This window comes from Arthrobacter sp. ZGTC131 (assembly GCF_002929275.1).
GTDB lineage: Bacteria > Actinomycetota > Actinomycetes > Actinomycetales > Micrococcaceae > Arthrobacter.
Genome location: NZ_PJIK01000013.1, coordinates 36,719 through 50,865, shown reverse-complemented (window position 1 = coordinate 50,865; position 14,147 = coordinate 36,719). Strand labels below are relative to the sequence as shown.

General features: G+C 68.1%; 11 protein-coding genes and 1 pseudogene. 4 read left to right on the top strand and 8 right to left on the bottom strand.

What is annotated here, in order from left to right; all coding sequences use genetic code 11:
- Positions 1-70: 70 nt before the first annotated feature.
- Positions 71-160 (bottom strand): annotated as a pseudogene (locus tag CXQ90_RS15940) (pyridoxal 5'-phosphate synthase lyase subunit PdxS); the annotation flags it as partial.
- Positions 161-227: 67 nt separating this feature from the next.
- Positions 228-968, bottom strand: a complete 741-nt coding sequence (locus tag CXQ90_RS15935; RefSeq protein ID WP_104140359.1) for a hypothetical protein — start codon at positions 966-968, stop codon at positions 228-230.
- An 85-nt stretch (positions 969-1,053) separates the two neighbouring features.
- Here CXQ90_RS15935 and CXQ90_RS15930 point away from each other — a divergent pair, with 85 nt between their 5' ends.
- Together CXQ90_RS15930 and CXQ90_RS15925 are read left to right on the top strand one after the other, a co-directional pair.
- Positions 1,054-1,662 (top strand): YdeI family protein, encoded by a 609-nt coding sequence (locus tag CXQ90_RS15930; protein WP_104140358.1) that lies wholly within the window; start codon positions 1,054-1,056, stop codon positions 1,660-1,662.
- A 66-nt stretch (positions 1,663-1,728) separates the two neighbouring features.
- Entirely contained in the window at positions 1,729-3,390 is a 1,662-nt protein-coding gene (locus tag CXQ90_RS15925) for a glycoside hydrolase family 32 protein (protein ID WP_104140357.1), read from the top strand.
- Positions 3,391-3,475: 85 nt separating this feature from the next.
- Here CXQ90_RS15925 and CXQ90_RS15920 read toward each other — a convergent pair whose 3' ends face one another.
- The 5 genes from CXQ90_RS15920 to CXQ90_RS15900 form a co-directional block, all read right to left on the bottom strand.
- Entirely contained in the window at positions 3,476-5,356 is a 1,881-nt protein-coding gene (locus tag CXQ90_RS15920; RefSeq protein ID WP_104140356.1) for a glycogen debranching N-terminal domain-containing protein, read from the bottom strand.
- A gap of 65 nt (positions 5,357-5,421) precedes the next feature.
- Positions 5,422-6,585, bottom strand: a complete 1,164-nt coding sequence (locus CXQ90_RS15915; RefSeq protein ID WP_181038587.1) for an ABC transporter ATP-binding protein — start codon at positions 6,583-6,585, stop codon at positions 5,422-5,424.
- The gene (locus CXQ90_RS15910; RefSeq protein ID WP_104140355.1) at positions 6,582-8,174 is read right to left on the bottom strand and encodes an iron ABC transporter permease; all 1,593 of its coding nucleotides are present in this window, start codon (positions 8,172-8,174) and stop codon (positions 6,582-6,584) included. Before CXQ90_RS15910 ends, CXQ90_RS15915 begins: the two co-directional genes overlap by 4 nt.
- A 4-nt stretch (positions 8,175-8,178) precedes the next feature.
- A complete protein-coding gene (locus CXQ90_RS15905) occupies positions 8,179-9,225 on the bottom strand; it encodes an iron ABC transporter substrate-binding protein (RefSeq protein ID WP_104140354.1) in 1,047 nt (348 codons plus the stop codon).
- A 223-nt stretch (positions 9,226-9,448) separates the two neighbouring features.
- Positions 9,449-10,909, bottom strand: a complete 1,461-nt coding sequence (locus CXQ90_RS15900) for a glycoside hydrolase family 76 protein (RefSeq protein ID WP_104140353.1) — start codon at positions 10,907-10,909, stop codon at positions 9,449-9,451.
- A gap of 119 nt (positions 10,910-11,028) precedes the next feature.
- Here CXQ90_RS15900 and CXQ90_RS15895 point away from each other — a divergent pair, with 119 nt between their 5' ends.
- A complete protein-coding gene (locus CXQ90_RS15895; RefSeq protein ID WP_104140352.1) occupies positions 11,029-11,898 on the top strand; it encodes an SDR family NAD(P)-dependent oxidoreductase in 870 nt (289 codons plus the stop codon).
- Positions 11,895-13,103, top strand: coding sequence for an acyl-CoA dehydrogenase family protein (locus CXQ90_RS15890; RefSeq protein ID WP_104140351.1), 1,209 nt, complete (start codon positions 11,895-11,897; stop codon positions 13,101-13,103). The genes CXQ90_RS15895 and CXQ90_RS15890 overlap by 4 nt, the downstream gene beginning before the upstream one ends.
- 120 nt (positions 13,104-13,223) lie before the next feature.
- Here CXQ90_RS15890 and CXQ90_RS15885 read toward each other — a convergent pair whose 3' ends face one another.
- Entirely contained in the window at positions 13,224-14,048 is an 825-nt protein-coding gene (locus CXQ90_RS15885; RefSeq protein WP_104140350.1) for a DUF1684 domain-containing protein, read from the bottom strand.
- Positions 14,049-14,147 lie beyond the last annotated feature (99 nt).

Below are 14,147 nucleotides of genomic sequence, written 5' to 3'. Positions count from 1 at the left end.
CGCAGGTTCCACCCCTAGCAGGCAGCAGCCGCGTCAAGCGCGGCATGGCGGAGATGCTCAGGGCGGCGTCAATGACCGGGACGGAGACGGCGTCGATGATCTTGTCGATCATGTCCGGATCGGACATGCGGGACACGCCGCCCTGGGTCCGGATATCGGCCTGGCCATGCACACCGAAGTGGTCAGCCGGCTCTGCAACGGCGTGATGCTGACTGACCTGCAGCCGGCTACGCCGGACGCCTGGCTGACACCCAGAGCGTGGGCGGCACGTGGGAACCCGAAGCGGGTTCGCCGGCGACGTCCGGGTTGGCCACATGCAGCGTGCGCCCGAAGGCTTCCTCGGTCATGCTGACGTCGTGGCCCGCGGCGGCAAGGCGGTCCCGCAAGGTGTCCAGGTCGCCGTCGTACTCGAAGCCCAGGCCGGACCGCGCAGGGCCGGAACCGACGCGCACCATCAGTACCCCGCCGTTTTTCGCGGTGAAGTCGGCAGTTTCGTCGTCGTCGGGGACGGGGCGGAACCGGGCGCCGATGCTCCGCAGCGTGTTGGCGGCTGCGGCAGCGTCCTCCGTGAACCAGACTTCGACGACGGCGAGCGCCGGATCAGCGTCCGCGCCGTTGGCGCCGTGGGCGGCTTTGTCCGCGAAGAAGCTGAACCCGTCCGCCCCCATGATCCGGCAGGAATCGCCGTGGTCCGCCCGGACGAGCTCGGCGGGTGCGGTGCCTGTTTCAGCACTGGCCTCATTCGTTCGGCGGGCAAATTCCTCCAGGTCGCCCACTTCGACGCCGAAGACCGTGCTGCCGTCCTCCGCCGCGCCGGCCTCGGCCTGATGGAGCGCCAGCCGGCCCGAACCGGCGTCGAACTCACGCCAGGAGCCGTCATCCGTGGCTTTGGCCAAGCCCAGGTCGGTGAGGAGCCGTTCCCACGGTTCCATCCGGGAAGTGAAGTGAATGGGGCGGACACGCAGCATGGGATCTCCTCGGATTCGGAAACGGCGCAGACATGGCCATAATGCCATGACTTGATTCGTGTGGCACCGGGGGCAGAATAGGCGCATGGCTGTTGAACTCGAGGAACTCCTGGTCAGGGATGCTGCTGAATGGCGCACGTGGCTGGAGCAGAACCATGACACCAGTCCGGGCGTGTGGCTGGTGCTGCACAAGAAGGGCGGCCGCATCACGGAGCTGGACTACGAAGCCGCCCTGCAGGAGGCGCTGTGCTTCGGCTGGATCGACGGCCAGGGCAAACGGCGCGACGACGACAGTTCCCTCCAGCGGATGACGCGCCGCGGGCCCAAGAGTGTCTGGTCGGCACGGAACGTGGACCGCATCGAGAACCTCGAAGCCGCCGGCAGGATGACGGCGGCGGGCCGGGCCGCCGTCGACGCCGCCAAGGCGGACGGCCGCTGGGAAGCAGCGTATTCGGGGCAGGCGTCAGCGGAAGTCCCTGCCGATCTTGCCGCCGCGATCGCCGCCGTCCCGGAGGCCCAGGCTATGTTCGACGTCCTGACGTCCGTCAACCGCTACGCCCTGATCTACCGCACCAACTCGGTGAAACAGGCGTCCACACGTGAGCGGAAAATTGCGGGATTCGTGGAGATGCTGGCGCGGGGCGAGACTGTGTATCCACAGAAGAAGCGCCCTGCCGGCCAGGCGGGCGCCTGAACCGGAACGGGAAGGGCCAGCTCCGCCGCGCTAAAATTGATGCCACTCCCAAAACGATCGGCGGACATGCAGCGGTTTTCCCCACGCAAGCTCGGCCCGCGTGCCACCTGGATTGCGGTGGCGGCGGCCCTCACGGCAGTGCTGGCCGTGGCCATGGCGGTCGGCCTGGCCGGCTGGCCCGGCCAGCAGGAGAGGACCGGGCCAGCCCAGTCGTCGCCCGCGCCCGCCCAGCAGTCGTTCAGCAGGCCCGAGGGGGCGTCCCAGTTCCGCCCCGCCTACCACCTGACGCCCGCGAAGGAATGGATGAACGATCCGCAGCGGCCGTTCATGCTGGACGGCGTGTGGCACTACTACTACCTCTACAACGCCGACCACCCGGAGGGTAACGGCACGGAGTGGTACCACGTCACCAGCACCGACTTGGTGCACTGGAAGGACGAAGGCGTGGCCATTGAGAAGTTCAAGAACGGCCTGGGCGACATCGAAACGGGCAGCGCCGTGGTGGACCATGACAACACGGCAGGCTTCGGCAAAGGTGCCGTAGTGGCCGTGATGACGCAGCAGGACCAGGGCATTCAGCGCCAGTCCCTGTTCTACTCCACGGACAAGGGCTACACGTTCAAGGCGTATGACCGGAATCCCGTGATGGACAACCCGGGCAAGGAGCACTGGCGCGACCCGAAAATCATCCGTGACGAGGCCAGGGACCAGTGGGTCATGGCGCTGGCCGAAGGCGAGAAAATCGGCCTTTACACCTCGCCCGACCTGAAAGACTGGCGCTATGTTTCCGGCTTCGAGCGCAAGGGCCTCGGCATCCTCGAATGCCCGGATCTCTTCCAGCTGGATCTCGACGGCGACCCGGCCAAGCGCACCTGGGTCCTGGCCGCGAGTGCCAACGGCTCCGGGGAGGGGCGGACCACGGGCGTGGCCTACTGGACCGGAACCTGGGACGGGACCACCTTCACCCCGGCTGACGAGAAACATCAGTGGCTCGACGCCGGATCAGACTTCTACGCGGCCGTCACCTGGGATGATCCCCGGCTTCCGGACAACGAGCGGACGGCGTCCCGGCACGCCATCGGCTGGATGAACAACTGGACCTACGCCCGCCAGCTACCCACCACCGACTGGCAGGGCGGCGCCAACTCGATCGTGCGGGACATCCGCCTCAAGACCGTCCAGGGCAGGCCCTCCCTGGTCTCGGCGCCCACCGGCGCCATGTCGGCCCTGGAAGGCACCTCCAAGACAGCGGACAACCGGCCCGTCACTCCCGGCGGTGCCGGGGACCTTCCGGCCCCCGGCAGCGGCGCCTACCGGCTGGATGTCACCCTGGAAAGGACGCAGGCCGACGACGGTGCGGAGGCTCTGCTGAAGCTGGGCAGCGGCGCGGCGGACTTCGCCACAGTCGGGTACAACTTCGCGGACGGCACGGCCTCGCTGTCCAGGGCCGCGGTCGTGCCCGGGGCGCAGGCGCTGGGCCCGGTCTTCACCGACCGGCGAACCGCGCAGAGCCCGCCGCCCAACTCGAACGCCCCGGGCCGGGGGAGCGTGGAGCTGACCGTCTTCGTGGACTATTCCTCGGTGGAGGTGTTCGTCAACGGCGGGGAGCAGACCCTGACCTCGCTGGTGTTCCCCCGGGAGGGACAGCACACGGTCAGCGCAGCCACCACCAGCGGCAAGGTCACCCTGAAATCGTTCAAGTACACGCCGCTGGCAACGGCCCGGTAGGAGTCGGGCCCCCGCCCGGTAGGAGTCAGACCGCGGCGAATGGGCGTCAGGTCCCGGCGCGTGCCGGTCAGGCCAGAGCTGCCCCTCAGGCCAAGGCGCCGAGCGCCTGCGCCACCACCACGGCCGCGGCTGACGACCAGTTCTGCGGACGGCAGGACGCAGGGAACGGCACCGCATATCCGGTCTGGGACGCGGGAACTCCGGCGAAGAGTCCAGGCAGACGGTTCCCGAAGGATTCCGATGCCGTCAGCAGGCCTTCCGCCAGCGTGCGGGCCTCTGACGTGAAGCCTTCAGCGAGGAGTCCTCGGATAGCTATGGCGGTGTCGTGGGTCCACACAGAACCGCAGTGGTAGCTGTAGGGCCAGAAGCCGGCGGCCCGGTTCGACATCGTGCGGAGGCCGTAGCCGGTGTAGAGTTCGGCGCCGAGGAGCCGGTCGGCAACGAGCCGCGCCTCCTCCGGCGACAGGAGGTCCGTGCCGAGCAGGTGGCCCATGTTGGAAGCGGGGACGTCCAGCGGCGTGCCGCTTCCGTCCAATGCCATGGCCGGAAAACTTCCGGCGCCATCCACCACCCAGAAGCGCTCGCGGAACCGCTGCTGCAGGCCTGACGCAAAATCCCGCAGGGCATGCGAAACAGGATCGCCAACTTCCCCAGCGGTGGCTTCGAAGAGCTCCGCAGCGGCGAGTGCTGCCTGATAGGCGTAGCCCTGAACCTCGGCCAGGGCGATGGGGCCGCCAGCCCGGCGGCCGTCCCGGAACTGCAGGGCCTCCGCGGAGTCCTTCCAGCCCTGGTTGCGGAGCCCGTTGCCGGCGGTGTCCAAGTACGTCAGGAAGCCGGTGCCTCGCCCGTCGGGGCTGCCGGCGGTGAGAAGCCACTCCACAGCCCTCCGGGCGTTTGGCAGCAGGGCACGGACCACGTCGTCTTCCTTGCCGGTATGCCACAGTTCGGCCAGCAGGCAGAGCCAGAGGAGCGTGGAATCCACAGCGCCGAAATACCGGGGCGGAAGGCGGAGCCCCTCGCTTTCCAGAACGAGCTCCTTGGAGCGCAGTTCGTGCAGGATCTTTCCGGGCTCCTGAGCAGCCTCCGGATCGGACTCAGTGCCTTGGAACTCCGCGAGTACGCGGAGCGTGCCCGCGGACAGTGCCGCGTCGAGGGGCAGCAGCATGCGCGCGGTCCACAATGAGCTTCTGCCGAAGAGCGTGAAGTACCAGGGGGCGCCGGCGGCGATGAAGGGCGCGTCGGGCAGTTGGCGCGTTGCCAGGCGCAGGCCGTCGAGCTCGTCCAGTGAGTTCTCGAGGAGGGTATGCAGGGCTCCGGTGGGGACGGCATGGGACGGGAAGGTGAGGGAGGCGGGCGCGGCGGGCACGAGGACACTGCCGTGGTCATCCAGGACGGCCTGCCATTCCGCTTCGTAGGGCCGGCCTCGTCCGGCGGTACCCCGCCAAACCAACCGGCGGCCGGACCCGGCACTGCCGGGGGCCGAGACGGTAAGGCTCCTGCTGTCGTCGTGCCAGCGCAGCACCGTGTCATCCGCGGCCGGTTCTTGGGGATCCCGGAAACGGCCCAGACGGATGTTTGCCAGGTCGGTGAAATCGGCAGAGAACTCCACGGCGACCTCGGCGGCGAGCTCCTCCAGTGAAGTACTTATGCGCAGCGTGTGGCGGACCACGCCCGGTGTCACTGTCCAGGTCTGGAGAACTTCGATGGCGGGATCTGCCGCCTGCCCCGCGATGCCCCAGATGAGGCCGCGGACCCGCAGGACGCCGCCGGGTGCCGGGTCAACAGAAACCTGCTCGGGCTCCAGTCCGTTCACGGTAACTGATGCCTGGCAGAGCATGCGCGTGTCCCCATGGAGTAGGCCGCTAAAGGTGGAGCCCCCGGAAAGCCGGCCGTCGGCATCGAGCCACAGCTGGGTTGGCGCGGCCACGGAACAGTACTGGCGATGGAGACCCAGCTGAACGCTCATGCGCCCAGCCTACGCGGGACCCGCTGGCGCAGGGATTTCGACAGCCTCAACTGGCGGGAACGGGCTCAGTCGGCGTCGATGGGGAACGCCACCGCTTCGCCCACCACGCGCAGGCACAGCTCGGTGCCGGGCTGGGCGATCGACGCGTTCCAGTGCCGGATGGTGATCACTTCGCCGCCGCCGGGGTAACGGTGGTCCGGCATGGCTCCGGCCAGCTTCGGCGGCACGGCCAGCTTCAGGCGCACGGTGGTTTCGGGGCCGAAGTAGTCGGTGTCCACCACCACGCCGCGGATGGGCCCGTCCTCGGCAATGCGGATCTGCTCCGGACGGAGCATCAGCTGGACGCGGCCCTGAGCCGGGGGGCGCCGGACGGGGATGCCGCCGAGTGAGCACGTGGCCAGCGAGCCCTCCATCCAGGCGTCGAGGATCACGGCGTCACCGAGGAATTCGGCAGTGGCACGGTCCGCCGGGCGGGTGTAGACGATGAACGGGTTGCCGATCTGCGCCAGCTTGCCGCCGCGCATGACGGCCACCTGGTCGGCGAAGGACAGGGCTTCCGCCTGGTCGTGGGTCACTAGGATGGTGGTCACGCCGGCCTCGTTGAGCACCTTGGCCACGGCCCGGCGCGTGGCCACCCGGAGGCCGGCGTCCAGGGCGGAGAACGGCTCGTCCAGGAGCATGAGTTCGGGCTCACGGGCCAGGGCGCGTGCCAGGGCCACCCGCTGCTGCTGGCCGCCGGACAGCTGGTGCGGGCGCCGCTTGGCCATGGCGGTGTCCAAGGAGACCATTTCCAGCAGCTCGTTGACCCGGGCCGAAACGGCGCGGCGGCCGCCGTCGAGCTTTGCGGCGCTGAGCCCGAAGGCGATGTTCTGGCCCACGGTGAGGTGCGGGAACAGGGCACCGTCCTGGGCCACGTATCCGACGTGGCGCTTGTGAGCCGGCTTCCAGACGCCGTTGCCAGCTACCGGATTGCCGTTCAGCATGATGGTGCCGGTGCCGGGGTGTTCGAAGCCTGCGATTAGGCGAAGGAGGGTGGTCTTGCCGGAACCGGAGGGGCCCACGATGGCGGTGGTCCCGCCCTTGGCCACGGACAGGTTGACGCCTTTCAGGACGGCTTGGGAACCGAAGTTCTTGGTGACCGAGTCGATCTCCAGGTGGCTGTTGGTGCTGGGCGCCACTGATGCTGAGATCCGTGGTTCCGGGAGCCTGGACGGGGATTGTTCGGTCACTGTCCCGCTACTTTCTTGGACTGCTGGAAGAGCAAATAGGTCATGGGGGCCGAGATTACGATCATGAGCAGGGCATAGGGCGCGGCGCCGGCATAGTCGATTTCGCTGCTCTTGCTCCAGAACTCCGTGGCGAGCGTTCGTGTGCCGTTGGGGGAGAGGAGCAGCGTGGCCGTGAGCTCGTTGGCGATGGCCAGGAAGACGAGCGCCGCGCCGCCCGCCGCGGCCGGGGCCGTCAGCCGCAGCGTGACGCGGAGGAAGGACAGTAGCGGCGGACTGCCCAGGGCCTGGGCCGCCTCGTCAAGCTCCTTGGGCGCCTGGGCCAGCCCGGCACGGATGTTCACGAGGGCCCGCGGAAGGAACAGGAGCACGTAGGCCGCGATCAGGACCCCCGAGGTCTGGTACACGCCGGGGACCAGCCGGATGCTGACCGTGACGAAGGCGAGGCCGACCACGATTCCGGGCATGGAGCTTGTGACGTAGTTGGAAAGCTCCAGCGCCTTGCTGAACCAGCTGGCGTGCCGCACGGCGAGATACGCCATGGGGAACGCGACGACGGTGGTCACTACGGCGCCGGCCAGGCCGTAGCCGAGGGTCTGCAGCAGGGCGGGGATGAATTCGTCGGCGGTCCAGATGTCAGCGCCGCCGGCGATGAGCCAGCGCAGCACAAAGACCAGCGGAAGCCCGAAGGCCAGGGCGGTGAGCGCAAGCAGGAACAACTGGGCAGGGAGCTCGTAGAGGTGCAGCGGAAGCCTGAGCGCCTTGGCCTGGGCGCCCGAGCCCACCCTGGCGTACCTGGCGGTGCCGCGGCTGCGGACCTCGGCCAGCAGCAGGAGCAGGCAGAAGAACACGAGCACGCTGGCCAGCATGTTTCCGGCCGTTCCGTTGAACGTGGACTGGTACTGCACCATGATGGCGGTGGTGAACGTGTCGAAGCGGATCATGGCGAACGCGCCGTATTCTGCGAGCAGGTGCAGCGCGACCAGCAGCGCCCCGCCCGTCATGGCAATGCGGAGCTGCGGGAGGACGACGCGGAAAAACGCCCGCCAGGCCCCGAGCCCCAGGGAAGCTGCGGACTGTTCCACGGCCGGGTCTAGCCTGCTGAGGGTGGCCGCGGCGGGGATGTAGACGAGCGGGAAATAGGACAGCGTGGCGATCAGAACGCCGGAAAACAGGCCCTGCAGGGACGGCACGGCGGACACCCACGCGTAGCTGTTGACGAAGGCGGGGATGGCCAGCGGAGCCGCGAGCAGCACGGCCCAGATCTTGTTGCCGCGCAGGTTGGTCCGCTCCACGAGCCAGGCGCCGCCGACCCCCAGCACAAGGCACAGCGGAACCGTGAGGAGCATCAGCAGCACGGTGTTCAGCAGCAGCTCTCCCACGCGTTCGCGGAAGATCAGTCCGGCGGCGGTTTCCCAGCCGGTGGCGGCGGTCATGAAGACGACGTAGCCGAGCGGAACGAGCGAAAATAGGGCGATCAGCACGGCCAGGACGGCTACCGCTGAAACGCCGAAAGGCGGGCGGGGGCGCTTGCCCCTGCCCGCCGTCGTCGTGCTTCCGGAAGTCTCCGGCGCCGATAGATCGGTGGTCACTGAATTACAGCAGTCCTGCCTTGGTCATCAGATCGGTGACCTTCTGGGAGTTCAGCTTGGCCGGGTCCACCGTGGGGGCCTGGAGGTCCTTGATGGGGACCAGCTTCTCGTTGGCCGGGACCTCGGAAGCGATGGCGTATTCGAAGGAGGTGCCCTTCTGCAGGACTTCCTGGCCCTTCTTGCCGGTGACGAACTTCAAGAATGCCTGGGCCTTCTCTGCGTTCTTGGAGGACTTCAGCACGCCGCCGCCGGACACGGAAACGAAGGCGCCCGGATCCTGGTTCTTGAAGTAGTACGGCGTGACGTTCTTGGAGTTCTCGCCGGTCTTGGCCTGGTCGCCGTAGTAGTAGTAGTGGTAGATGAGCGCGGCATCAATTTCGCCGGCGTTCACTGCCTTCATCGCGGTGCTGTTGCCCTTGTAAGCGGTGAAGTTTTCCTTCATGCCCTTGAGCCATGCCTCGGCTGCGGCTTCGCCCTTGAGCTCGACGAGGGCGGAGACGATCGCCTGGAAGTCGGCGCCGGCGGGCGATGCGGCCCACTTGCCCTTCCACTCCGGCTTGGCCAGGTCAAGCATGGACTTGGGCAGCTTGTCTTCGGTCAGCTTGGTCTTGTCGTAGACAAACACCGTGGAGCGGGCTGCAATCCCGGTCCACTTCCCGGTGGAGGGGCGGAATTCCTCGGGAACCTGGGCGATGGTGTCCTTGTCGACGTCGGCGAACAGACCGGCGTTTTCCACCTGCGCCATCGCGGGGGAGTTCTCGGTGAGGAACACGTCGGCCGGGGAAGCAGCGCCCTCCTGGACGATCTGGTTGGACATCTCCGTGTCCGACCCCTGGCGCAGCGTGACCTTGATGCCCGTCTCAGCGGTGAAGGCGTCGGCCCATTCCTTGGTGAGGCTTTCGTGCTGGGCGTTGTAGACCGTGATCTCGCCGTTGGTGGCTGCTGGGGAGGCGGTGCCGGCGGGGGCGGGGGAGCCGCCACAGGCAGACAGGCCGAGGGCTGCGGTGGCTGCGAGTGCGATGCCGGCCAGCGCGTTGTTGCGGATCTTCATCGGGGCTTCTTTCTGCAAAAGTCTGGTGGACCGGGGTCCTGATGAGCTGGGGAAGTTAGGCATAGCTCACTTCGAAAACTGTAGGTTAGCCAAACCTAAGCATCCAAGCCGCTGAGGACTTAAGTGAGGAGGATCACATCAATTACGTAACTGTTGCGTGCCGTAATTGGTCCCGGCGCCCGCTGGCGGCATAGGCGGGCGGGCTCCGCCTAGCGCGCGGCGGCTAGCGCACGCCGGTGGACATGGACGCTGCCGCTTCGAGCGTCATCCACGCCTGGAGCTGGGTGGAAAGTTCGACGGCGGCGCCCGGCGGATAGGTGGAACTCGCCGGCAGCGCCGGCTCGAACGAGAAGATCAGGCTGTCCGGCCGGCCGTGTTTCGCCAGCGCTTCGCCGGGGGAAATGCTTCTCCGGCCGGCCCAGAATGCCTCGGCGGTGTCCCGAACCAGTTGCGCGGCGGTTGCCCGGGTCGGCTCGGGCAGGCGTCCGTCGCGGGCGGCGAGCGCCAGGTACCGCGCCAAAATCCCGGTGAACAGGCCGCCGTCGCCCGTCCCGTCACAGCGGAGGACGGCGGAGCCTGAAGTTCCGGTGAATGGTGCGTCCGTGCCCGCAGGGTCGGCAGCTGTTCCGGCATCCGTTGCCCCGGCCTCCGGTGTCCCGCCTCCGGGGATGGTGAGGTGCCGCGCCACGGCGTCCACCACTTCCGCCGCCCGTGCCAGGTTGGCGGTGCCGCCGAGTTCCAGCAGGGCGCCCAGGACCGGGCCCTGGTTGTAGGTGTAGACGGCGTCCACCAGGACCGCTTCGCCCGCGGCGTTGATCCGGAGCCCGTCCAGGTAGAGGCCGCGGCCGGGATCGAATAGCTTGGCATCGAGCCAGTCCAGCAGGGCCTGTGCCTTGACCGGGTTGCCCGTGCGGGCGTAGTACAGGGCTACGGGTGCCGTGGCGGGGGTGTTCTTGAAGTCCCTCTTCGTGCTCCAGAATGTGCCGCCGCCGAGGTCGTCCGTGGATGCTGAATCGAACTGCAGCGTCAGGCTCTTCCGGATGCGGCCGTGGCGCCACCGGCTTGGCCTGCGGCTCTCCTCCGCCAAGTGCTCCAGCCGGAGACTGGCCAGTGCCAGCCAGGCCATGTCGTCGTAGTAGCTGTTGACGTATGTCAGGAAGTTGCGCAGCCGGATGCCGGTGACCAGGCGCGAAGCGAGCCGGCCCGCACCGGGGCAGCGTTCGCCGTCGAACTTCGACGGCGGTTGGCCTGCGGTTCCGAGTTCGCGGCGGCCGGTGTCCACGAGGCAGTCCACATAGTGTGCCTGCCACCAGTAGTGCCACGGGCGGGCGAGGTTTTTCAGGCGGCTGGAGGGGCGGGTGATGGCGGCGATGTGGGTGCCGGGCAGGAAGAACAGCCGCTGGCCGAACAGCCTGGTCACCGAGCGGGCGGCTGTGTCGGCGCGCGCTGCCCAGTCCGCAGGAGCGGCGGGCGCGGGCGCCTGGTCCGCCGGTGCGGGTGGCTCCTTCTCGGGAGCCTGATCCGCGGGTGCCTGGTTCCCGGGCGCCTGGTCCGCCGGTGCCTGATTCCCGGCGGCTGTGGCCACTGTGTTGTCGGGCTGGCCGGTTCCGGGTTCGGCGGCAGGGCCGGCCTGGTCCGGATGAGCCGTGGCTCCGCGGGCGGACTCGGCGTCGGGCTGCGTCATGATGCCAGCCTAGCGAATGGCCGCAACCGCAGGGCGAGGGTGCGCCCGGGTGCACTTTCAGTTAACATGCACTAACTAATGTTCGCGGCCGGAGGCCGGTTCCACATCAAGGAGGATGTATGGACATCAAGGGTTCCGTCGCGCTGATCACGGGCGGGGCGTCCGGCCTGGGCGCCGCCACGGCCCGGAGGCTGTTCGATGCCGGTGCGTCTGTCGTGCTCGCGGATCTGGGGTCCTCGGCCGGAGCCGCCTATGCCGCCGAACTGAACGCGAGCAGCGCCGGCACGGACGCCGACGAGCAGGCCGGCGCGGCCGCTGCGGGGCAGACCGGCACCGCCGGGCAGGCCGGCGCGGCTGCCGGAAACACTGCAGTCTTTGTTCCCACGGACGTGACCAACGAGCGCCAGGTGCAGGCCGCCGTCGACGCCGCGGCAGAACTGGGTCCGCTGCGCATCGTGGTGAACTGCGCCGGTGTGGCCACGCCAGGGAAGGTGCTGGGGCGCGACGGCGTTCTGCCGCTGGAAACCTTCAACCGCGTCATCCAGATCAACCTCGTGGGCACCTTTAACGTCGTCCGGCTGGCAGCCGCGGCGATGGCGGCGACGGAACCCGCTGTCACGGAGCTGGGCGGTGAGGAGCGTGGCGTCATCATCAACACGGCCTCCGTGGCCGCGTTCGACGGCCAGATCGGCCAGCCCGCCTATGCCGCTTCGAAGGGCGCGGTGGCGGCCATGACCCTGCCGCTGGCCCGCGAACTGGCCCGCTCCCTGATCCGCGTGGTGACCATCGCGCCGGGCATTTTCGAGACGCCCATGATGGCCAGCCTGCCCCAGGAAGCGCAGGATTCGCTGGGGAAGCAGGTGCCGCATCCGTCGCGCCTGGGCCGGCCGGCCGAGTACGCCAACCTCGCCGCGCACATCGTGGACAACGCCATGCTCAACGGCGAAACCATCCGCCTTGACGGCGCCATCCGGATGGGCCCGAAGTGACGCAGGCCACCGGGGTTGAGGCCCTGCCCACTGCCGACTTCTTCGACTACGAGTCGCTGCTCAGCGTCCCCGAACAGCGGAAGCTCCAGGAGCTGCGGGAGTTCCTGGCCACGGAGATCGCACCGTACGCGGGGGAATGGTGGAACAGGGCCGAGTTCCCCGCACACATACTGCCGAAGCTCGCTGCGCTGGAGCTGAGCACGCCGGCCCAGCGCGGGTACAGCCATCTGTTTGCCGGTGTGGTGATCGCGGAAATGACGCGCGTGGACACCTCGATCGCCACATTCTTCCTGGTCCATCACGATCTCTTCGTGGAGTCGCTCTACGAATTCGGCTCGGAGGATCAGCAGAAGCGCCTGCTGGACGACGCTTCGAACCTGCGGACCACGGGCGCCTTCGCCCTGACCGAGCCCGGGCACGGCTCGGACGTCGCCGGCGGCATGGAAACCCGGGCGCGCCGGGTATCGGGATTGACGGGAGCTGCCGACGACGGCGGTGACTGCTGGGTGCTCAACGGCGCCAAACGGTGGATCGGGAACGGGACGTTCTGCGACTACATGCTGGTATGGGCGAGGGACGAGGCCGACGGCGCCATCCGCGGCTTCATTGTGGATGCAGCCCTGCCGGGCGTGAGCCGGAGCCGGATCGAGAACAAGATTGCGCTGCGCACGGTGCAGAACGCGGACATCGTGTTCGAGGATGTCCGCGTCGCCGAGGCAGACCGGTTTGCCGGAATCAACGGCTTCGAGGACACCAACGCCCTCCTCCGCGGGTCGCGGATCATGGTGGCGTGGCAGGCGGTGGGGCAGCAGCTGGCCGCGTTCGACGTCGCCCGGCAGTACGCCGTCGAGCGCCAGCAGTTCGGCCGACCGCTCGCGAAGTTCCAGCTCATCCAGCAGCAGCTGGTCACCATGCTGGGCAACGCCGTCGCCAGTATGGGCATGATGGTGCGGATCGCGCAGCTGCAGGACCGCGGCGCGGCGGACATGGCACAGGTTGCCCTGGCCAAGTCGTACACCTCGGCCAGGATGCGCGAAACCGTGGCCATGGGCCGGTCTCTGCTGGGCGGCAACGGGATCGTCACGGACTACCGGATGGCCAAGATCTTCGCCGACGCCGAGGCCATCTACACCTACGAGGGCTCCTACGAAATCAACACGCTCATCGTGGGCCGCGCCGTCACCGGAGTGTCCGCGATCGTCTGAGCCTCCGCACGCGGCCCGGGACCGGCGCGAACTGGCAGCTGATGACCTCAAAACCGGGGTTTGAGGTCATCAGCTGCCAGTTCGCGCTCAGGAGGCGGGGGCTTAGATGTCCGTTCGCGCTCAGTCGGTCAGGGCTGGTTGCTTTTCGCCGGCTTCGATCCGGGCGTCCAGGCTGTTGTTCTTCACCGGCATGGGGCAGGTGCCGTAGGGCGTGAAGGCACTGGGGTAGTTGATAGCGCGGTTGAAGTCCAGGATGACGGTTCCGTCGGGCCTGGGGCGCGCGGTGGATACCTTGCGCCACTCGTCGGTCATTTCGCCGTTGGTTTCGTCGTGGAACGTGACGGTCAGGGCTCCGAGCTTTTCCTCCTCGGCGTGAAGCCGGTATTCGTGGTCCTTGCCGGGCAGCCGGAACACCAGCTCGCCGACGCTCCGGTGCACGCCGTCCACCAGCGGGTTCGCGGTCGCAATCGGAACGTCCTCCGGCTCGGCAAACGCCTCAAACCGCGCCTCAACCACCAGGTCCGGGCGGTAATCAAAGGTGGGTACGCCGTCGAACTCGGTGAACACCGGCGACTTCGAATCGCGCGTGCGGATGGCATACTTGTCGGCCCGCATGGCCAGCTCCACCATCACCTGTTTGCCGTCGTCGCCGCCGAACTGCACCCACATCAGGGACTCCTCGTCGGCTAGTTGCGCGGTGACGGTGCCGTTCACGGGCTCTCCCGTTTCCACCAGCGTGAGCCCATCCGCCGCCGCGGCGGTGAGCGCCGCCGTCGTGCCGTCCGTTGACCACAAACCGGGCGCGAGGTCGACGGCGGACGGCTGGCTTTCCAGCCACTGGAATGACGTCAGCGTCAGCCAGCCGTAGTCCGCGGCGAGGGCGGTGTTGCGGCTGCTGCGGAAGCGGCGCCAGCGTTCCAGCAGGGCGTCCGGTGCGGTGCTCATGGTTCCTCCAACGTGGGTGTCGATCTGGCCAGCTTAGGGGTCAACCCGGAGCGGCGGGACTTCATTCCGCCGCTGCCGCCTGTTTGGCCCTGCCGGGCC

Coding starts and splice junctions, on each gene's coding strand:
- CXQ90_RS15935 (WP_104140359.1), bottom strand. CDS start 968: ATGCTGCGTGTCCGCCCCATTCACTTCACTTCCCGGATGGAACCGTGG.
- CXQ90_RS15930 (WP_104140358.1), top strand. CDS start 1,054: ATGGCTGTTGAACTCGAGGAACTCCTGGTCAGGGATGCTGCTGAATGG.
- CXQ90_RS15925 (WP_104140357.1), top strand. CDS start 1,729: ATGCAGCGGTTTTCCCCACGCAAGCTCGGCCCGCGTGCCACCTGGATT.
- CXQ90_RS15920 (WP_104140356.1), bottom strand. CDS start 5,356: ATGAGCGTTCAGCTGGGTCTCCATCGCCAGTACTGTTCCGTGGCCGCG.
- CXQ90_RS15905 (WP_104140354.1), bottom strand. CDS start 9,225: ATGAAGATCCGCAACAACGCGCTGGCCGGCATCGCACTCGCAGCCACC.
- CXQ90_RS15900 (WP_104140353.1), bottom strand. CDS start 10,909: ATGACGCAGCCCGACGCCGAGTCCGCCCGCGGAGCCACGGCTCATCCG.
- CXQ90_RS15895 (WP_104140352.1), top strand. CDS start 11,029: ATGGACATCAAGGGTTCCGTCGCGCTGATCACGGGCGGGGCGTCCGGC.
- CXQ90_RS15885 (WP_104140350.1), bottom strand. CDS start 14,048: ATGAGCACCGCACCGGACGCCCTGCTGGAACGCTGGCGCCGCTTCCGC.